This window comes from Microbacterium sp. nov. GSS16 (genome assembly GCF_028198145.1).
Taxonomy (GTDB): domain Bacteria; phylum Actinomycetota; class Actinomycetes; order Actinomycetales; family Microbacteriaceae; genus Microbacterium.
The window spans coordinates 216,448-231,804 of sequence record NZ_CP116338.1; the positions used below are offsets into that span (position 1 = coordinate 216,448).

The following is a 15,357-nucleotide window of genomic DNA, read 5'->3' on the forward strand; positions in this document are numbered from 1 at the left end:
ACTGGTGGAGCAATCATCAGCCTACCGCGCCAATTTCGAGGGTGGTCGATGCCCATGCGCGAACGTAGACGTAGAGTAACTTCACGTTGTTCGGCTCATCGCATCCGAGGGCGGAGGGGGCCTGAATCCCCGGCATCGAACAGCGATCTGGCGATGTAGTGCGTGAGGTTACCGTGGCCGAGAGCTCAGCCGCAGAGGCCCACCAGCCGAACATTGATCGCTTCCGTGGGCACACTGCTGGGGCGAGGCGGTCGAAGAACACGACGATGTCCGCGCCGCGTTGGTTGAGCGTGCGGCGGAGTTGCTGACTATGCTGCCTTCGCGAACAGGGCGCCCCGGCGTCAGGTCGCTCCGGATCTGGGCATCGGTCGGTCAACAACGGACTGAGCGGTGACGTGGGATCGGCCGCCGAGGTACAACGGGCGGCTGAGCCAACGGCGTTCACGCCGTTCGAGCAGCGGGTGGGTGTTCTGCTAGAGGCGCACCGGGCCATGCCCGCGACGGTGATCCGTCAACCAGCGAGCGAACCCTACCTAAACGATCGCCTAGTCTCCATCGACTGCTCATATGCCGCCCCGGCGGCGCCCCATCAGAACAATCACGAGGATGTCGCTCACGGTCGACGGCCGGTGCGTTGACGTTCGTTGGCGCTGCGGGCGCAGCAGTCATCGCCGGGGAACCGGCGCCTCGGCAGTTCCCGTCCGGCGCGGTCGGAGACCAGGCATCCATGCCTGCAGTGACCGGGTGACGGGCTTCTCGACGAAGCGGTAGATGACGCCGGCGCCGCACACTGCAGCAACGATACACAACACGATCGACACCACAGGGTTCGTGATCCCGACGATGCCGAGGGCGATCGGGACGATCGGTGCGACGAGCGGGTGGAAGAGGTACAGCGAGTACGATGCGTCGCCGAGGAACAGCAGAGGCTTAGGAAGTCGCCCGCTCAGGAATGGCTCGCATAAGACTACGATCAGGAGGCCTGCTGACACACCCACGCGTTGGGCGAAGAGCCCCAACCCGTGCGGAGCAAAACCGGAGCCGACGACCTCGATCAGGAACCAGAGCGCGAGCGTGGCTCCGAGCCAGGCAGCTAGCTGCGGCTTCGAGCCGTTGACGGTCCACTGACCGATGACCATGCCGACGACAAAGTAAAGAACCACAGGATCGAAGTAGAACATCCCGGGCGGCCCATGTTCAGGGCGGACGAGGCTGGCCGTGGCGAGAAGCGAGAGCGCAGCGGCGCAGAACCACAGCGGGCGAACCCTGAGCAGCAATGCGACCGTGAATAGCGCGTAGAACGCCATCTCAAAATTTAGCGTCCAGCCGACTGCGAGGAGCGGCGACAGATCGCCTTCGGCGTTGCGAGTGGGAATGAAAAGGTACGAAGCAACGGCTTTCACCGGGTCGAGCTGAGCATGGAGGACCGCTGCTGGAAGGACTAGCATTGTGGCGAGCTTTGCTGTGGTCGCGATCCAGTAGAGAGGAACGATTCGAACGATCCGCCGCAAAGCGAAGGTCCGCCACCCGGTGCTCTCACCTACCAGCTTCGTGGTGGAGATGCTCATCACGAAGCCACTGATGACGAAGAAGATGTCGACTCCGACGCCGCCCGGCCGCCAGATCCCCAGCGAGTCGTCGAGCCTCTCGGCGGTGTAGAGCGTCGCGTGACTGGTGACCACAAGCAGAGCGGCAACGAATCTCAGCGATTGGACACCGTCGTACCGGTACGTGGGCGCAGGCAATGGATTCTCCCTTGATCAGAGCGTCGCCATGACGCCGCAGCCCGGATCCATGGAATCCACAAGGGCTGAATCGTGCCGACGACCTTCACACGTACTCCTACCAGCACAATCATAGCCATGCTCTCGAAAACAGGATTCTTTCAAAGGCCAGGGCCGCTTCACGGACTGTTCGCCGGCGCCGACAGGGAAATTGTCTCCAGACAAGAAGCTGTCGAAAGCTCTGTGCAATCACGCGCCGACACTTGCGCTCCACGATCGCCAGCATTCGACATAAGCATCGCAACAACTAGTCCGGCGATGACGCGATCAACATCCCCCATTGGGGAGAAGAACAGATCCCAGATGGCGAGTAGAACCATGAGCGTCCCACCGAGCCCGAAGTCCCGACTATACATCGGCGTCGATCGAAGCGCACCTAGAAGGAGAAGTAGTAGAACTGCAGCCAGGAGTATGCCCCCTAACCCGAAATGAAACCATAGGTTAGCCACCGTCGAATGCAGGTCGACTCGGTCACCCAGCACCGTGTACTGGAAATAATCCGCAGACCAGTCGCCACCAGCTCGTTCGACGGCCAAAATCGCGTCGCCTTTGACGCCATCGGGCAGCCCGGCACCAATGCCTAGACCAGCCGGATAAGCAGAGAATAGGTCAAACGTTATGGCCCATTCCGCACGAAATCCAAACAGTAAGTTCGCGCGACGCAGCTGATCCAATGTACGCGCTTGGGCGCTCGGACCAGCCCACCCCGACGCCAAAACGAACACGCTCAGAACAGCGAAAAGACCAAGAGCAGCAAACATCACGAGCAAGTCTTTGAAACGCAGGCGTTGGTGCGCGCGCAGCCTACCTACACCCCAAATAAGGACCGACGCCCCTATAGCTGCAGCCATAGAGCGGGCGTCTGCCCAGAGGCTTAGCGCGATACCCCCCCCAGCAGCAAAAAGAGCCAGGATGATGTGCCGCGCCAGGAGCACCAAGACAAAAGCCATGGCGAAAATACCAAAAGAACCTTTCCACGACCCGTGGTAGGTGAAGAAAGAGCTAACCGTGGCGCCCCCTAACATGAGCAGTACCCCAGCACGAGGCGAAACAGCACGGAACGCCCGCTCCGCTACACCTAGCAACAAGGGAATAGCCAAGAGCCACAGAAGTATCGCGCCCCAGGTTTCGAATGCGGGCGTAACAACTCCTGAAGCCGCAGAAAAAATCAGAGTGATAATCCCCGAAGCGCAAGCGATCAAACTCGCACATAGAAGAGTGCGAACCCGGCCCGCGGTTCCTATAACAAGCGGGAAGACGAGAAACAGCGCCGGAAAGATCGAGATAGGGACAAGACTGAGACCTGGAAGGTGCATCAACAACGTGCCTAGAAAGAGGCCGCTCACCAGCCTCTCTCCTACCTGGGACTTTACACTCCTAGCTGACGCCGGCATAATGCTAGTCACTCCAATCAAATCGGGCGTCAACGCGCCCGACGGAGTTCTCGGTCGTCTTTCTGGCGCTATCCTTCGACCTACCACGCAGATAACCGCTACCGTGCCGAGCCCGGAGGCGTGCCAGAGACCGCGCGTACACCATAAAGCGCCTCGCATTGGGAGCCATATCGCGGCTCGAACTCTTTCGCCGACCAACACCCAATAAAAAAGCGACGGCACCGCGGGCAAAAAATCCACTCACGACTATCCATTTCCACGCGAACGACTCGAGCCAGCTCCGAGACAAACCGGACGTGAACAAATCAAACAGATTCTCAAGCCACAAGGCGGAAGTAAGGGAATGGTTGTCACCGGAACTAGAACCAACAGCGTGGTGTGCTCCAAAGTGCGTGTCAATGACGACCCGAAGCCCGGCTTTTCGAACTCGCAAGCAGAACTCGATATCCTCAGCGTACATGAACCACCTGGTCGACAACCCGGATAGCTCCCGCCAAAGAGATGCACGCACAAACATGCAACCGCCGGAAGTCCAGTCCACGTCAAGCACCTGGTTTTTGCCCACGCTATTTCGTACCAGGTAGTGACCCCGCACCAACCTAAATCGGACGTTGAAACGCGAGATTCCGGTCATATGTGTGAACATGTGCCAAACCGTTGGCGAGTAGCCAGCCGCGAGTGTATGGAATTCGCCCCCGCGTTCGAGAACAAGAGGAGCCGCTACTCCAATATCGGTGTTCGACCGAAGGACATCGAGTGTACCCTCCACCGCGCTTTCATCAATGCTCGCATCAGGATTCAACAGCAGAAACGTATCGCCTCTTGCTGTCTCGAGACCTAAATTCACCGCTACCGCGAATCCGACGTTCGAATTCATGACGCGCAGCCGCACATCTGGTCGCAAACGCCTTACAACAGATACCGTCTCATCCGTCGAGGCATTGTCTATAACAATGAGCTCGAAATCCTCAGATGGTTCAGGAAGAGCTGCCAGACAATTGGCTATGACGCGCTCGCTATTATATGTGACGATAACCGTAGACAGCATGGCTCACGCACCAGCCGCAAGTAGGTCCGAACGAAGCTTATCGACCATGGCCGACCACGAATACCCGCTTCGCCGTACTAGGTCTAGGCCCCTGCGAAATGCACCCTCTCCGGGTGACATGCCGACGCCGGAGCGGACGCTGGCGATGTGCTTGGCAACGCTATGGACGTCCAGCGGGTCGACGAACGTCGCGCTGCCTCGCAGCGTCTCTCTGAACACCGGTATGTCGCTCGCCAAAATTGGGGTCCCGAACGCAAGTGCCTCGATTCCAGGGAGTCCAAAGCCTTCGCCTAACGAAAGGTGCAAGAACAGCGACGCACGCTCATATAGCCAACGGAGTTCTCCATCGGAAACATTCCCCAGGAAAACCACACTCCCCGCAGCGGCGGCGCTTACGGCGTCAATGTGGTCCACTTTTCCCGACGACTCGCCGACCACGATTAGAGGAAACTTCGGACTAACAACACCCGAGAGCATCGCCGCTTCCACAATATTGTTTAAATTCTTGCGCAGATTCAACCTAGCTACGGCGAGCAAAAAGGTTTGCGGGGGCGACCGGAACGGGGACACTGGCACGGCCGCCATCAGAGTAGGTGAATTTGCTAATCCGATAGCAGAAACTGTTCGACCCAAGTGGGTCTTGATGCGGCGAGCCTCACTCTCGGATGAAGTAGCGATGACGTCCGCATGGCGAGCCATTGTTCTCATCCTTCGAAAGTACACGTTCTCGATCGGAGTGAACCACCCTGGATGGTCCAAGAAAAGAAAGTCATGCACGAAAACAGCTGAAACACCGGATCTTAATCGGGGGGCGAAGTTGTGAGCAACGACGGCGTCAGCTCCCCACCTCCGAGCGATGCGTGGCACTTCGATCCCGTTGGTCAACGCCTGCAATGGAGAATAGGTACGCTGAACGTCGAATCGTGAGTCTAGTCCCCCTGCGTTGCCCTCTACCTGGATCTCGTTGCCACGAACGGCGATAGCCAGCTCATCCTCGGGAAAAGCTTCCGCCCAAGTGTGGATGATCCCCCGCTGAACGGAAGCGTTCGAACGAGGCCCTGATGACCACCAATACGCATCGAATAGTACTCGCATGCTCATACTCCTAAAGAAACTGCACGGTTGAGGCTTTGTTCATACCGTGCGCACACGAGGTGCCAGTTGTAGAATTCGGTCGCACGCTCTTGTCCACGTCGACCGGCAGCCTGTCTTGCATCGTAGTCTGCAGCGAGCTGCAAGACCTTCTCCGCAATATCAGCAGGACCCCCGTCACAGAAGTGTCCGGCGTCTCCCAAAACTTCTCTGTTGAACACCGTGTCGCGAGCCACAACGGGGACCCCCAAAGCCATGGCCTGCACTAGCGCGGGATTTGTGCCGCCCACGGTGTGCCCGTGAAAGTACACAGATGCATGTTGCCACAGGCTGAATAGCCGGCGATCATCGCTGATGTGTTTGAGCCAATGAATCCGAGGGTTCTTTCCTGCAAGCATTTGAGCCGCCTCGTCCAACGCACCGCCGAATCCGCTCGAACCGACGATGACAACATCCAAGTGTTGCGAAATGGAGCTTGCCGCCTCCAGGAATTGCGGGACTGAATTTTCAGGCACGAAACGCGCAACCATCAAGACGTAACTCCCCGCATTCAATCCTTCTTCTACTGGGAGCGTTACTTCTACAGCCTCCCCACCGTAGGGGATGTAGTCGCCGAACCGGTTGAATTCAGACTTCCAGTACCGTGCAATCTCTACCGAGTCGAATATCAACCCAGTACTGTGTTTTGCCGTCAACCTGGCGCCCTCGCGGAACACCCTTTTGGCGACGCGACCCCATTTATCGCGATCCCACTCAATCCCGTCAACGTTGACGACCGTGGGGATGCCCGCGCGCCGGAGAGAACTAAGCCAAAACCCGTTCGCAACATTCATCACTAAGGCCACATCCGGTCTGCGGCGTTTTGCATGCAATACCGAAGTGAGACCGTAGGTAAGCGTTGTCAAAGCGCTAGAGTCGAGGCCAACGGTTTCGACGACCTGGACACGAGAGTCCCGGTTTATGTCGTCCGCTCGAGTTTGGCCCGGCCGCGAGTACACACTGACGTCCCAACCCTTATCGGCTAAATACGGAGCAAGCTTTCGAACGGCCGTCTCGAAGCCCCCGTAATAGCTGGGGTATCCTCTCGTGCCAATTATCGCGACCGATTTCATTCTTTTATTTCTTCCCTCAACTGTCGACATAAGTTCCATCTCTTAAGTCTGCCCGCTAGGAACGGCCTCCACGGCGGAGTAGCCACGCTGCGAGTGCTAGCTTCAAAACCCCAATGCTCGTCATGCAAACGATGAGGCCGTCGACGCCCGCGAAGAGTACCCCCAAGACCTGAAGTACCATTTCCAGCGAGACGGAGGCCAACCTCAGCATGTTCATGCGAACTGGGTTCCAAATCAACCTTTTGGACAAGAGGCCGACTTCCAGCATTTGGGCGCCAACGAACGACAGTCCAACCGGCACAAGGAACTCGAGCGAGTTTATTAAGAGCGGAATCAGTTCGATGTGAGGGATGATAACCCATCCAATCGTTGCAAACGCTCCCGTGGAGATAAACACAAAAGCGGACCAACGCAACATAGTTCGCCTGGAACTTGAACCCGAAACGCTTTCGTCAAGCACACGAAGCAGTAGCAATGGGTATAGAGCTTGGATGACCGCGAAAACAGGTGAGTAGACTGCTGAGTATGCCAATCTCAGTCCCGCGGTCGGTGCCGCTAGCCCAGCTGCAAACAAGATAAGTGGGCCCAGCTGAGACCCCACGCTGACGTACAGAGATTCCAGCCCGAGGCCAAGAGCTAAACGGCCCTGAATCCGTCGCTTAGCCGATGGCAAACGAGCGCTAGCTGTAACGACGCCTGCAACGCACGCATGTGCCGCCGCGCCTACTGCCACGGAAGGCATAGCGTCGAGTTCGAGCCAGTGGCATACGCCCAACGCCGTGGAGATTGAAACAAAATACAAGATGCTAACTAATGCGGCATGGAAGCGCGCGCGCATGATCACGAGGTAGTAGTGCTGAACGTCCCCCAGAAGGACGGCCCCCGCCCATACGCATACTGAAAGTAGAAACGGATACGACGGGACCCGATTAATAAGCGAGACCAACAGAATACCCGCGAAAAGAAACAGGAAAAGTCCGGCGGAAGTCATCCAGACCGAGCTTCGGTCGATACCCGTCGCGGAGGAAATCTTGTTTCGAGCATTCGCGATGATCTGACTATCCACTCCGGCAGATCGATTCACGGCGACTGCGACCAGAACAATTGCCAAAATTGTACTGTAGAACGCAAACTCTTGGACATCTAAGTCGGCAGCAATCGCTAAGTTTGAAAGGAAGAACGCGGCGGACCAAAACCCTTGGTCCACGATGCGAATCAGCACGCCACTCTTCGCCGCGCCTATGGTCACTTTTTTGAATCTAGCGCGGTTCTTAGGACTACCTTGCACGACGGGCGGCCTCAAGCATTTCGGTAAGTCGCAGATGCATACGCCTTGGCCCCCAGTAGTCGTTCGGTTCTGGTCGGACCGATACACTTATTTCTTTCACGGCGGCAGCTATCGCCCCGAGCGGATCCGTCGCGGACGGGTCGACAATTTCTCCGTGCCCTCCGCACAGACGCAGGCTGTCAGCCGCTCCGGTTTCATCGAAGCAAATAACCGGTAGCCCGACCGACACCGCCTCTCCAATGACGCCACAGGATCCTTCCGAACTAGACGGATGCAGCAGAACCGTAGACGATGTCATGTGTCTCAACACGTCTTGCGGCGGTAGAGAGCCTAGGAATTCCACTTGTGACCCAACTCCGAGCTCTTCCACTATACTCGATAGGTAATTTTCTTTGCCCGCCGGAGGCTGGCCAATTATTGCTAACGTTGCGTTGCACATTTCTGGCCGGGCCATGAGTTCGACTGCTATTTCAAGCCGTTTTAGCGGTATTATTCGTGCCACGGCCAGTATTCGCGGGGCGGAAGGATCGCGATCTTGAGAATCCACGGGATCTACGTCACCATCGCGATCGAGTATTACCGTGTTGGGGAAATATTCGACTTCTGTGCTGCCGATGCGAGTATCGCCAAGCAATGCCTGTGTAAAAATGATATCCGGACGACTGCGGGCCACATTGAGCGCCAAAGCGATCTTTTTTACTTTTGCCAGAAGGGCGTATGCAATGAAGTATCCATACCTATCGGGAGTGTGTTGCGAGACCAAGTGCACATGAGGATTCTGCTTGGAACCCACAGGTCCCCAGACTTTCAACGCACTGGAAGACGCAACGAAAGGGGGCGGGGTTAGTTCGCTAGCGAAGGTTACGTGGTGATGATAAATAGGGTCGTGGCGTTCGAGCCGCACAGCTTTCCGCGCCTCTGCGAGCCAGAATAGATAGCGCAATCGATGCGGAAGACGCTGATGACGCGACCCTACCGCTCGCACCTCAATTTCGTCCGGCAGGAAGTCGCGTGCTAGCCATTCGGACAGATCGGCCGCCGAATCGTGGTTGGTGATAACGAGCAGCTGCACTCCGCTTTCCGCCGCGATTCGTGCTGTCACTCGAACTATCGAAGCCCCTACGGCAGACTCTCCTGGCAGGTAAGGATTGGCGGCATAAGCCGTAATTAGGATCCTTTGCGCCTTCATAACTACCGATCATCCGTTTCTAAGGGCGGCAACTCGCGCATTAGTTTCGCCGGGTTTCCTGCGTACACGCTGTTAGCAGGCACATCCTTCGTGACAACCGACCCCGCGCCCACTATCGCGCCCGGCCCAATAGTCACCCCGGGCATCACAACCACTCGCGCGCCCACCCAGCTGCCGTCGCCGATTTCGATCGGCGTCCCTGTTGCGAGCCCGGCTCTCTGCCCGGTTTCGCCGACCACATGGCTCGACGTAATTAGCGTTGTCTGGAAACCTATGGAGCAGTCTTTACCGATTACTATTGCCCCGGCGTTATCAAAGAAGGACTCACGATTAACGAAAGACCTGTCGCCGATGTGGATGTTCGTGCCGCCAAAGAAGCAGGCTGGCCCTATCGACACGCTCGAACCAATGCTGAGCCCGAAGAGGGCCAACAAGCGTGCCCTCCATCGGTTCGGAAGAATTCCCGACGCGATGCATGCATTGATTGTCGAATCGTGAAGAACTCGCTTCATTGTATTCTCATCCTGATGTGCAGCTTTCTTCGCAGGATTGGACGCACGTCGTACGGTTGTCGCGCTACCATGCAGTTCATAGGCGCACGCTTAATATGATCCGGTGGACCTGATCACGACCGCGACGGTGCGAAGCACGATCAAGATGTCGCCGACGAGGGACCAATTTTCGACGTAGTACAGATCGAGCCGCACGCTGTCCTCCCATGTCAAATCGCTGCGACCGCTCACCTGCCACAGTCCGGTGATGCCGGGTTTGACAAGCAGTCGCCGCCGTGTCCACTGGTCGTATTGCTCAACTTCGTGCGCCAGCGGCGGACGGGGGCCAACGAGCGACATCTCGCCGCGCAACACATTCACCAATTGAGGCAGTTCGTCCAGGCTGTATTTACGCAGGAACGCACCGATGCGTGTAACTCGCGGATCGCTGCGCATCTTGAATAGCACTCCGTTTCCGTCGGACTGGTCGAGAAGGCCGGGCAGCCGATCTTCTGCGTCCGCGACCATCGACCGGAACTTCAGCATGGCGAAGCTCTTACCGTTGAGACCAATTCTCTGCTGGCGGAAGAAGGCCGCGCCCGGGCTGTCAGTCCGCACGAGAATCGCGAGGACCAAGAACAGCGGACTCAATACCACCAGTCCGAGCGCACTGACCATGACGTCAGCTGAGCGTTTGACGAACCGTCGACGCCCGGTCAGTCGCGGATGCTCGACATGTATCAGAGGCATGCCCGCCACTGGACGCGCGTGAATTCGCGGGCCAGCCACGTCCGTGAGTGAGGCGGCGACAATCAGATCAACGCGCCGCTGATCGAGTTCCCACCCAATCTCTCGGAGGCGCCGCGGAGAGATGCGGTCCGCATTCACCATGATGAGGGTGTCTGCTCTCTCCGCCTGGACCACATCGAGGATGTCGTCGTAGGAGCCGAGCACCTCTGCGCCGTTGGAGAGCGCCATCGGCGTCCCATGCTCCGTTATCACGCCCGCGATATCGAACCCTGCGAAGGCGTCACGCGTCAGAGAGGAAGTGACGTGCGCGACCTTATTACGTTCGCCGACGACCACCGTGCGGTACATGTTCCTACCCCGCTGGCGCTGGGTGTGGAGACGGCGCCGCCAGAACCAGCGAGCGAACAGCAGCAGCACCATGCCGAGCGGCAGTGCGATCAGCAGGTACCCGCGCCCGATGTCTGCCTTCGCCAGGTAGGCGACAATGGCCAGCGCACCGAAGACGAACAGCGTCGAGTTAACGACTCGCTTGTATTCCGTCGGACCGATACCGAAGACCGTCGGATGCCTGGTCTCACCGGCGGCAAGGGCGAACAACCATGCGACGACGAGGCCAGCAGACACTATCGCGTATGTCACGGCGAACTCGTTGTATCTGGGGAGCGGCACCTGCAACTCGGCCAGGGTTGACCCGAATCGCAGTGCTTGTGCGCCGAACACCGCGACGATGACAACGACCACGTCTGTGAGCAGCAGCTTTCGCCCGTACCGGGTCTCCCAGGCGGGCGTGCCGACGCTCATTGGTACCTACCGTCCGCGGTCAGACGGTCAGCTTCTACGATCACGCGCTCGACCCCGAGCTCATCACACTCTCCCCACGTTGTACTCCCCGAGTGTCCTTCAGATTGAGAACGCAAGACGTCAACGGCTGGCGCCCTCGGCGCCAGTTCCCCCACCGTCCCCGGGCCCAGTAGGCGACTGTGACGGTTCCGGTTCGGTCGGCTTAGGCTCCTCGGGCGGAGGCTGCGTCGGTGAGGGCCGTCCCCCTGGCACTGACGGTCGCTGCTCTTGCTCGCTCTCAGCCCGCTCGCGTTCTTCCCTCTGACGCTGCTCTTCGCGGACGCGATTGGCATAGACCTGAGAGCCAACCAGCGCGAAGACGGCGTCACGGTACTGTGCCAGCGTCTGTCGGCCGGAGTCGGTTCGCAGATCAGCTGCAGCAACAGCGCCGACCGCGGTGGTGACAGCATCCTTGTACTTGGACGTAGCGTCGGGATGCTCGGCGATCACCTTCTCCGCCGCGGTGCGAAAGCTTCCCGCGAACACTCCCAGTTGCGCCGCGAAGGCAGCCTCATGATCGCGCAGCTGCGCACGGGTCTCGCGTAGCTCAGCGGTCAGCCTGTCGACATCTGCCAGGTGCTGCTGCGCGCGATCGATGGCGGCGCCGACATCGACCAGTGAGTCGTCATCGACGGTGCTGTGTTCGTAAGGCTCGGGGAGCGGAGGTAGTGCGATCCCAGCCAGCTCGCCCCGATACGTGTCGATCGACGCCGACACCTTCTCGAGCGCGGCGGGGTCGATGATGTCGATGCGTCCGGCAGCGTCGGGCACCTCGGTCTCGCCAGGCGGGATGTCGGCAGGGTTGGGTGCTGTGGCGACAGGCGGCAGCGCCGCACGCAGCGCCTCGGCGCGCGCATCCGCCTCGGCCACGTCGCCGGCGATCTGCTGTCGAGCGTCAGCAAGGGTGGCCTCAGCGCTGGCGATCGTCTTCTCGTCGGCGGCGAGCGCCTGCAGCGCGTCGTCCGCGGGGCTCGCAGTCGCCGCCTGCACCGCTCCGACGACGGCCGTCGTCGCCACGGCAACGGCGGCCAGTCCCGCAACTGCGACGTTCAGCAGATCTACGCGTCGGCGGGCGCGCGAGCCGCCGGCCGACTTTGCTGCAGTGCCCGCGACCTCTGCTGGGCGTCGGACGGCGTCGGCGACCAGGGCAGAGAGCGCGTGGCGGTCTGACGCCCGGTGCGTCACCTCGAGATCACCGCGCCGATCACCCAGCAGCGCCCCGAGCTTGTGCGCTACCGAACGCTGATGGTCCACGCCTGGCTGGCTTTCGCCGGAGTCGCTCGTGCGCTTCCCGTCGGGAAAGAGATCGCGCAGTGTCGCCATGAAGCATGCCTCGGGTCGGTGGTGAAAACGTCGACGAGCGCGCGTCAGAGCGGCGCGGGCGAGCCGATAGTCTCTAGGTTACCCGGGGAGACAGCCTCTTCGTGCCCATTCGGGAGCTTCATGGAATTTCATGACATCGTTCGCGCGCTGCGACGCCAGTTGATCGTGGTGATCGCCGCGACCGTCATCGGTGTGTGCGCCGGGGCAGTGACAGCGCTGCTGACCCCGCAGCGCTTCGAATCGTCGGTGCGACAACTGGTCTCCGTCGACCCCGGAACCGCGGCGACCTCGTGGGAACTCGCACAGGCGAGCAGCTATGCGGTGCAGGTCAGCGAGAGCTACCGCAGCATCATCACCAGCACGCTCGTGCTTCAGCCCGTGGTCGACGACCTCGGTCTGGACGTCAGTCCTGCCGAGCTGGCCACTAATGTGCGCACGAGCATCGGCACACAGGGCGCGCTCATCACCACCACGGTCAGCGACCCGAACCCGGGTCAGGCTGCGCGCATCGCCAACGCCATCGCCGAGAGCTTCAGCAGTGCGATCACCGATGAGCTCGAGCGTCGCGAGCAGGCGACCGCGTTCAGTATCCGTATGGTCACCGTGCAGCCGGCTGTCGTTCCCACCTCTGCCGCGGCCCCCAACCTCGCGCTCTCGATCGCGCTGGGCGCCGCGCTCGGCATCGCGGCAGGCGTGGGTCTCGCGGTGCTGCGCACGGTGCTCGACCGTCGCATTCGCACACTCGACGACGTCGATCGTGCCGTCAGGGCACCCGTCATCGGCGGCATCACCTACGACCCCGAGGTTCGTAAGCGCCCACTGCTGGTCGCCACGGCGCCGAACGATCCACGCGCCGAGGCCTACCGGTCGCTGCGCACCAACCTTCGCTTCCTCTTCCCCACCGACGGCACCAGCGCGGTGTTCGTCGTGACCAGCGCCGGTCCGTCGGAAGGAAAGTCGACCACCGCCGGCAACCTCGCTCTCGCGCTCAGCGATGCCGGCTACCGAGTGGCCGTTCTCGACGCCGACCTTCGCAAGCCGCGCCTTGCGAAGCTGTTCGGCATCGAAGGAGCGGTCGGCCTCACCGAGGTGCTCATCGGTCGGGTCTCCGCGCATGAAGTCATGCAGCGATGGGGGCGGAACACGCTGTTCCTGTTGCCGGCAGGCACTACGCCGCCCAACCCCGCCGAGATGCTGGGGTCGCATGCCATGCAGGTGCTCATCGACGATCTGCAGGCGGCTTTCGATGTCATCCTCATCGATGCGCCGCCTGTGCTACCTGTCACCGATGCTGCCGTCGTCGCCCAGCTCGCCACCGGTGTGCTGCTGGTCGCCGCCGCCGAGGTGACTACCACCGATCAGCTGGTCGCGGCCGCCGACCGCATCGAAGCCGCCGATGCAAAGGTCGTCGGAACAGTGATCACCATGCTGCCGGTGCGCGGGCCAGACAAGACCGCCTACGGCACCTACGGCTACGGCGCGCACAGCGACCGGGCCGACGCCAAAGCCTGATTTTTCACCCTCCCCGGTGTGTGACAATCGACTGAGCTGGGGAAAAAAACCAAGGAGAACATTCGCGTGGAGCTTCGCGATTACGTCCGCATCCTGCACAAGAACTGGATCCTCCTGGTGGTCCTGCTGCTCGTGGGGCTTGCCGGCGGTGCCGGATATGCACTGATGCAGGCACCCAAGTACACGGCCTCAACGCAGCTGTACGTGTCCGTGCGCACAGAAGGCGCCGCGACCGGCGACCTCGTGCAGGGCACCACCTTCGCCCGGCAGATGGTGACCAGCTACGTCGACGTCGTCGACACCGCACTCGTGCTCGAGCCCGTGATCGAGGACCTGGGTCTCGACCTCACGGTCGCGCAGCTGGCCGAACGGGTCTCGGCGAGCACGCCTCTGAATACCGTGCTGATCGACATCGCCGTCACCGAGGGCGATCGAGACGAGGCGGCCGTGATCGCCAACGCAATCGCCGAGAGCTTCGGCAGCGTTGTGCAGGGCACCCTCGAGCAGCCCACCGGCGCGGAGGCGAGCAGCCCGGTCACCATAACGATCACCGAGCCTGCGGTCGCGCCCGTCGAGCCGACCAGCCCGAACGTGCGCATGCTCATCCTGCTCGGCGGTCTGCTCGGCTTGGCGCTCGGCGTCGGACTCGCCATGTTGCGTACGGTGCTCGACAACCGCATCCACACGCTGCATGACCTGGAAGACATCACCGATCGTCCGATGCTCGGCGGCATCGCGTTCGACCCGGATGCGCAGAAGCGCCCGCTCATCGTGCACGCCGACCCGCGCAGCCCGCGCTCGGAATCGTTCCGCACGCTGCGCACCAACCTGCAGTTCCTTGACGTCGAAGGCGGCGCACGCACCTTCGTCGTCTCGAGCGCCGGGCCGGGCGAGGGCAAGTCGACGACCACCGCCAACCTCGCGATCGCGCTCGCCGAGACCGGCGCGCGCGTCGCTCTGATCGACGGCGACCTGCGTCTGCCGCGCATGGCCGACTACATGGGCCTCGAGGGCGGCGTCGGCCTCACCGACGTGCTCATCGGCCGCATGGATGTCGCCGATGCGCTGCAGAAGTGGGGAACGAATGAACTGTACGTGCTGACGAGCGGACGCGTTCCCCCGAACCCCAGCGAGCTGCTGGGCTCAGCCGCGATGAGCCAGGTGCTCGATCCTCTCGGCGAGTACTTCGACTACGTACTCATCGACGCTCCCCCGTTGCTGCTCGTGACCGACGCCGCCGTGCTGGGCAAGAAGACGCGTGGAGTGATCCTCGTGGCGGCATCCGGCAAGACGAAGAAGCAGGAGCTCACGGGCGCGGTGCGCAGTCTCGCCACCGCCGGCGTGGAGCTGCTGGGCACCGTCGTGACCATGCTGCCGACGAAGGGACCCGACAGCTACGGCTACGGCGCGTACACCTATGGTGCGACGCATGTCGTCGACCAGGCGAAGCCGACGCTGAGCAAGAAGCAGGCGAAGCCGAAGCGGCGGGCGCGGGCGAAAGCCGGGGCAGGGGCGCGCTGAACAGGCGTCACGG

General features: G+C 60.7%; 13 protein-coding genes and 1 pseudogene. 3 read left to right on the forward strand and 11 right to left on the reverse strand.

Annotated elements, in window-relative coordinates; translation table 11 throughout:
* Window positions 1-95 precede the first annotated feature (95 nt).
* The 9 genes and pseudogenes from PGB26_RS13855 to PGB26_RS01060 form a co-directional block, all read right to left on the reverse strand.
* Window positions 96-307: pseudogene (locus PGB26_RS13855) on the reverse strand (ISL3 family transposase); the annotation flags it as partial.
* A 358-nt stretch (window positions 308-665) separates the two neighbouring features.
* Window positions 666-1,682 carry an acyltransferase family protein gene (locus PGB26_RS01030; RefSeq protein ID WP_271638456.1) on the reverse strand — a complete coding sequence of 339 codons (1,017 nt, stop codon included), beginning with the start codon at window positions 1,680-1,682 and terminating at the stop codon, window positions 666-668.
* Window positions 1,683-1,903: 221 nt separating this feature from the next.
* On the reverse strand, window positions 1,904-3,130 hold the full coding sequence (locus PGB26_RS01035) for a hypothetical protein (protein ID WP_271638457.1): 1,227 nt from the start codon (window positions 3,128-3,130) through the stop codon (window positions 1,904-1,906).
* A 52-nt stretch (window positions 3,131-3,182) separates the two neighbouring features.
* Window positions 3,183-4,226 carry a glycosyltransferase family 2 protein gene (locus tag PGB26_RS13860; RefSeq protein ID WP_442922995.1) on the reverse strand — a complete coding sequence of 348 codons (1,044 nt, stop codon included), beginning with the start codon at window positions 4,224-4,226 and terminating at the stop codon, window positions 3,183-3,185.
* A 3-nt stretch (window positions 4,227-4,229) separates the two neighbouring features.
* Complete coding sequence (locus PGB26_RS01040) at window positions 4,230-5,321, reverse strand: glycosyltransferase family 4 protein (protein ID WP_271638458.1); 1,092 nt, start codon at window positions 5,319-5,321, stop codon at window positions 4,230-4,232.
* Between the two features lie 2 nt (window positions 5,322-5,323).
* Window positions 5,324-6,469: a glycosyltransferase gene (locus PGB26_RS01045; RefSeq protein WP_271638459.1), complete on the reverse strand. Its 1,146-nt coding sequence runs from the start codon at window positions 6,467-6,469 to the stop codon at window positions 5,324-5,326.
* Between the two features lie 16 nt (window positions 6,470-6,485).
* Window positions 6,486-7,679: a hypothetical protein gene (locus PGB26_RS01050; protein WP_271638460.1), complete on the reverse strand. Its 1,194-nt coding sequence runs from the start codon at window positions 7,677-7,679 to the stop codon at window positions 6,486-6,488.
* A gap of 28 nt (window positions 7,680-7,707) precedes the next feature.
* On the reverse strand, window positions 7,708-8,790 hold the full coding sequence (locus PGB26_RS01055; protein ID WP_271638461.1) for a glycosyltransferase: 1,083 nt from the start codon (window positions 8,788-8,790) through the stop codon (window positions 7,708-7,710).
* Window positions 8,791-8,909: 119 nt separating this feature from the next.
* Entirely contained in the window at window positions 8,910-9,053 is a 144-nt protein-coding gene (locus PGB26_RS01060; protein ID WP_271639705.1) for an acyltransferase, read from the reverse strand.
* On the opposite strand from PGB26_RS01060, the gene PGB26_RS01065 reads away from it, so the two are divergent.
* Entirely contained in the window at window positions 8,998-9,405 is a 408-nt protein-coding gene (locus PGB26_RS01065; RefSeq protein ID WP_271639722.1) for a hypothetical protein, read from the forward strand. The two genes, PGB26_RS01060 and PGB26_RS01065, sit on opposite strands and share 56 nt — an antisense overlap.
* Window positions 9,406-9,509: 104 nt before the next feature.
* On the opposite strand, the gene PGB26_RS01070 is transcribed toward PGB26_RS01065, so the two are convergent.
* A complete protein-coding gene (locus tag PGB26_RS01070; protein ID WP_271638462.1) occupies window positions 9,510-10,949 on the reverse strand; it encodes a sugar transferase in 1,440 nt (479 codons plus the stop codon).
* 120 nt (window positions 10,950-11,069) lie between these two features.
* Window positions 11,070-12,242: a hypothetical protein gene (locus tag PGB26_RS01075; RefSeq protein ID WP_271638463.1), complete on the reverse strand. Its 1,173-nt coding sequence runs from the start codon at window positions 12,240-12,242 to the stop codon at window positions 11,070-11,072.
* A gap of 189 nt (window positions 12,243-12,431) precedes the next feature.
* Here PGB26_RS01075 and PGB26_RS01080 point away from each other — a divergent pair, with 189 nt between their 5' ends.
* The gene (locus tag PGB26_RS01080; RefSeq protein WP_271638464.1) at window positions 12,432-13,823 is read left to right on the forward strand and encodes a polysaccharide biosynthesis tyrosine autokinase; all 1,392 of its coding nucleotides are present in this window, start codon (window positions 12,432-12,434) and stop codon (window positions 13,821-13,823) included.
* Window positions 13,824-13,889: 66 nt separating this feature from the next.
* Entirely contained in the window at window positions 13,890-15,344 is a 1,455-nt protein-coding gene (locus tag PGB26_RS01085) for a polysaccharide biosynthesis tyrosine autokinase (RefSeq protein WP_271638465.1), read from the forward strand.
* The last annotated feature ends 13 nt before the right edge of the window (window positions 15,345-15,357 follow it).

What these genes read in the sequence shown, in the direction of transcription:
- PGB26_RS01060 (WP_271639705.1), bottom strand. Translation starts at nt 9,053, where the DNA reads ATGCCCGGGGTGACTATTGGGCCGGGCGCGATAGTGGGCGCGGGGTCG.
- PGB26_RS01040 (WP_271638458.1), bottom strand. Translation starts at nt 5,321, where the DNA reads ATGCGAGTACTATTCGATGCGTATTGGTGGTCATCAGGGCCTCGTTCG.
- PGB26_RS13860 (WP_442922995.1), bottom strand. Translation starts at nt 4,226, where the DNA reads ATGCTGTCTACGGTTATCGTCACATATAATAGCGAGCGCGTCATAGCC.
- PGB26_RS01070 (WP_271638462.1), bottom strand. Translation starts at nt 10,949, where the DNA reads ATGAGCGTCGGCACGCCCGCCTGGGAGACCCGGTACGGGCGAAAGCTG.
- PGB26_RS01045 (WP_271638459.1), bottom strand. Translation starts at nt 6,469, where the DNA reads ATGGAACTTATGTCGACAGTTGAGGGAAGAAATAAAAGAATGAAATCG.
- PGB26_RS01080 (WP_271638464.1), top strand. Translation starts at nt 12,432, where the DNA reads ATGGAATTTCATGACATCGTTCGCGCGCTGCGACGCCAGTTGATCGTG.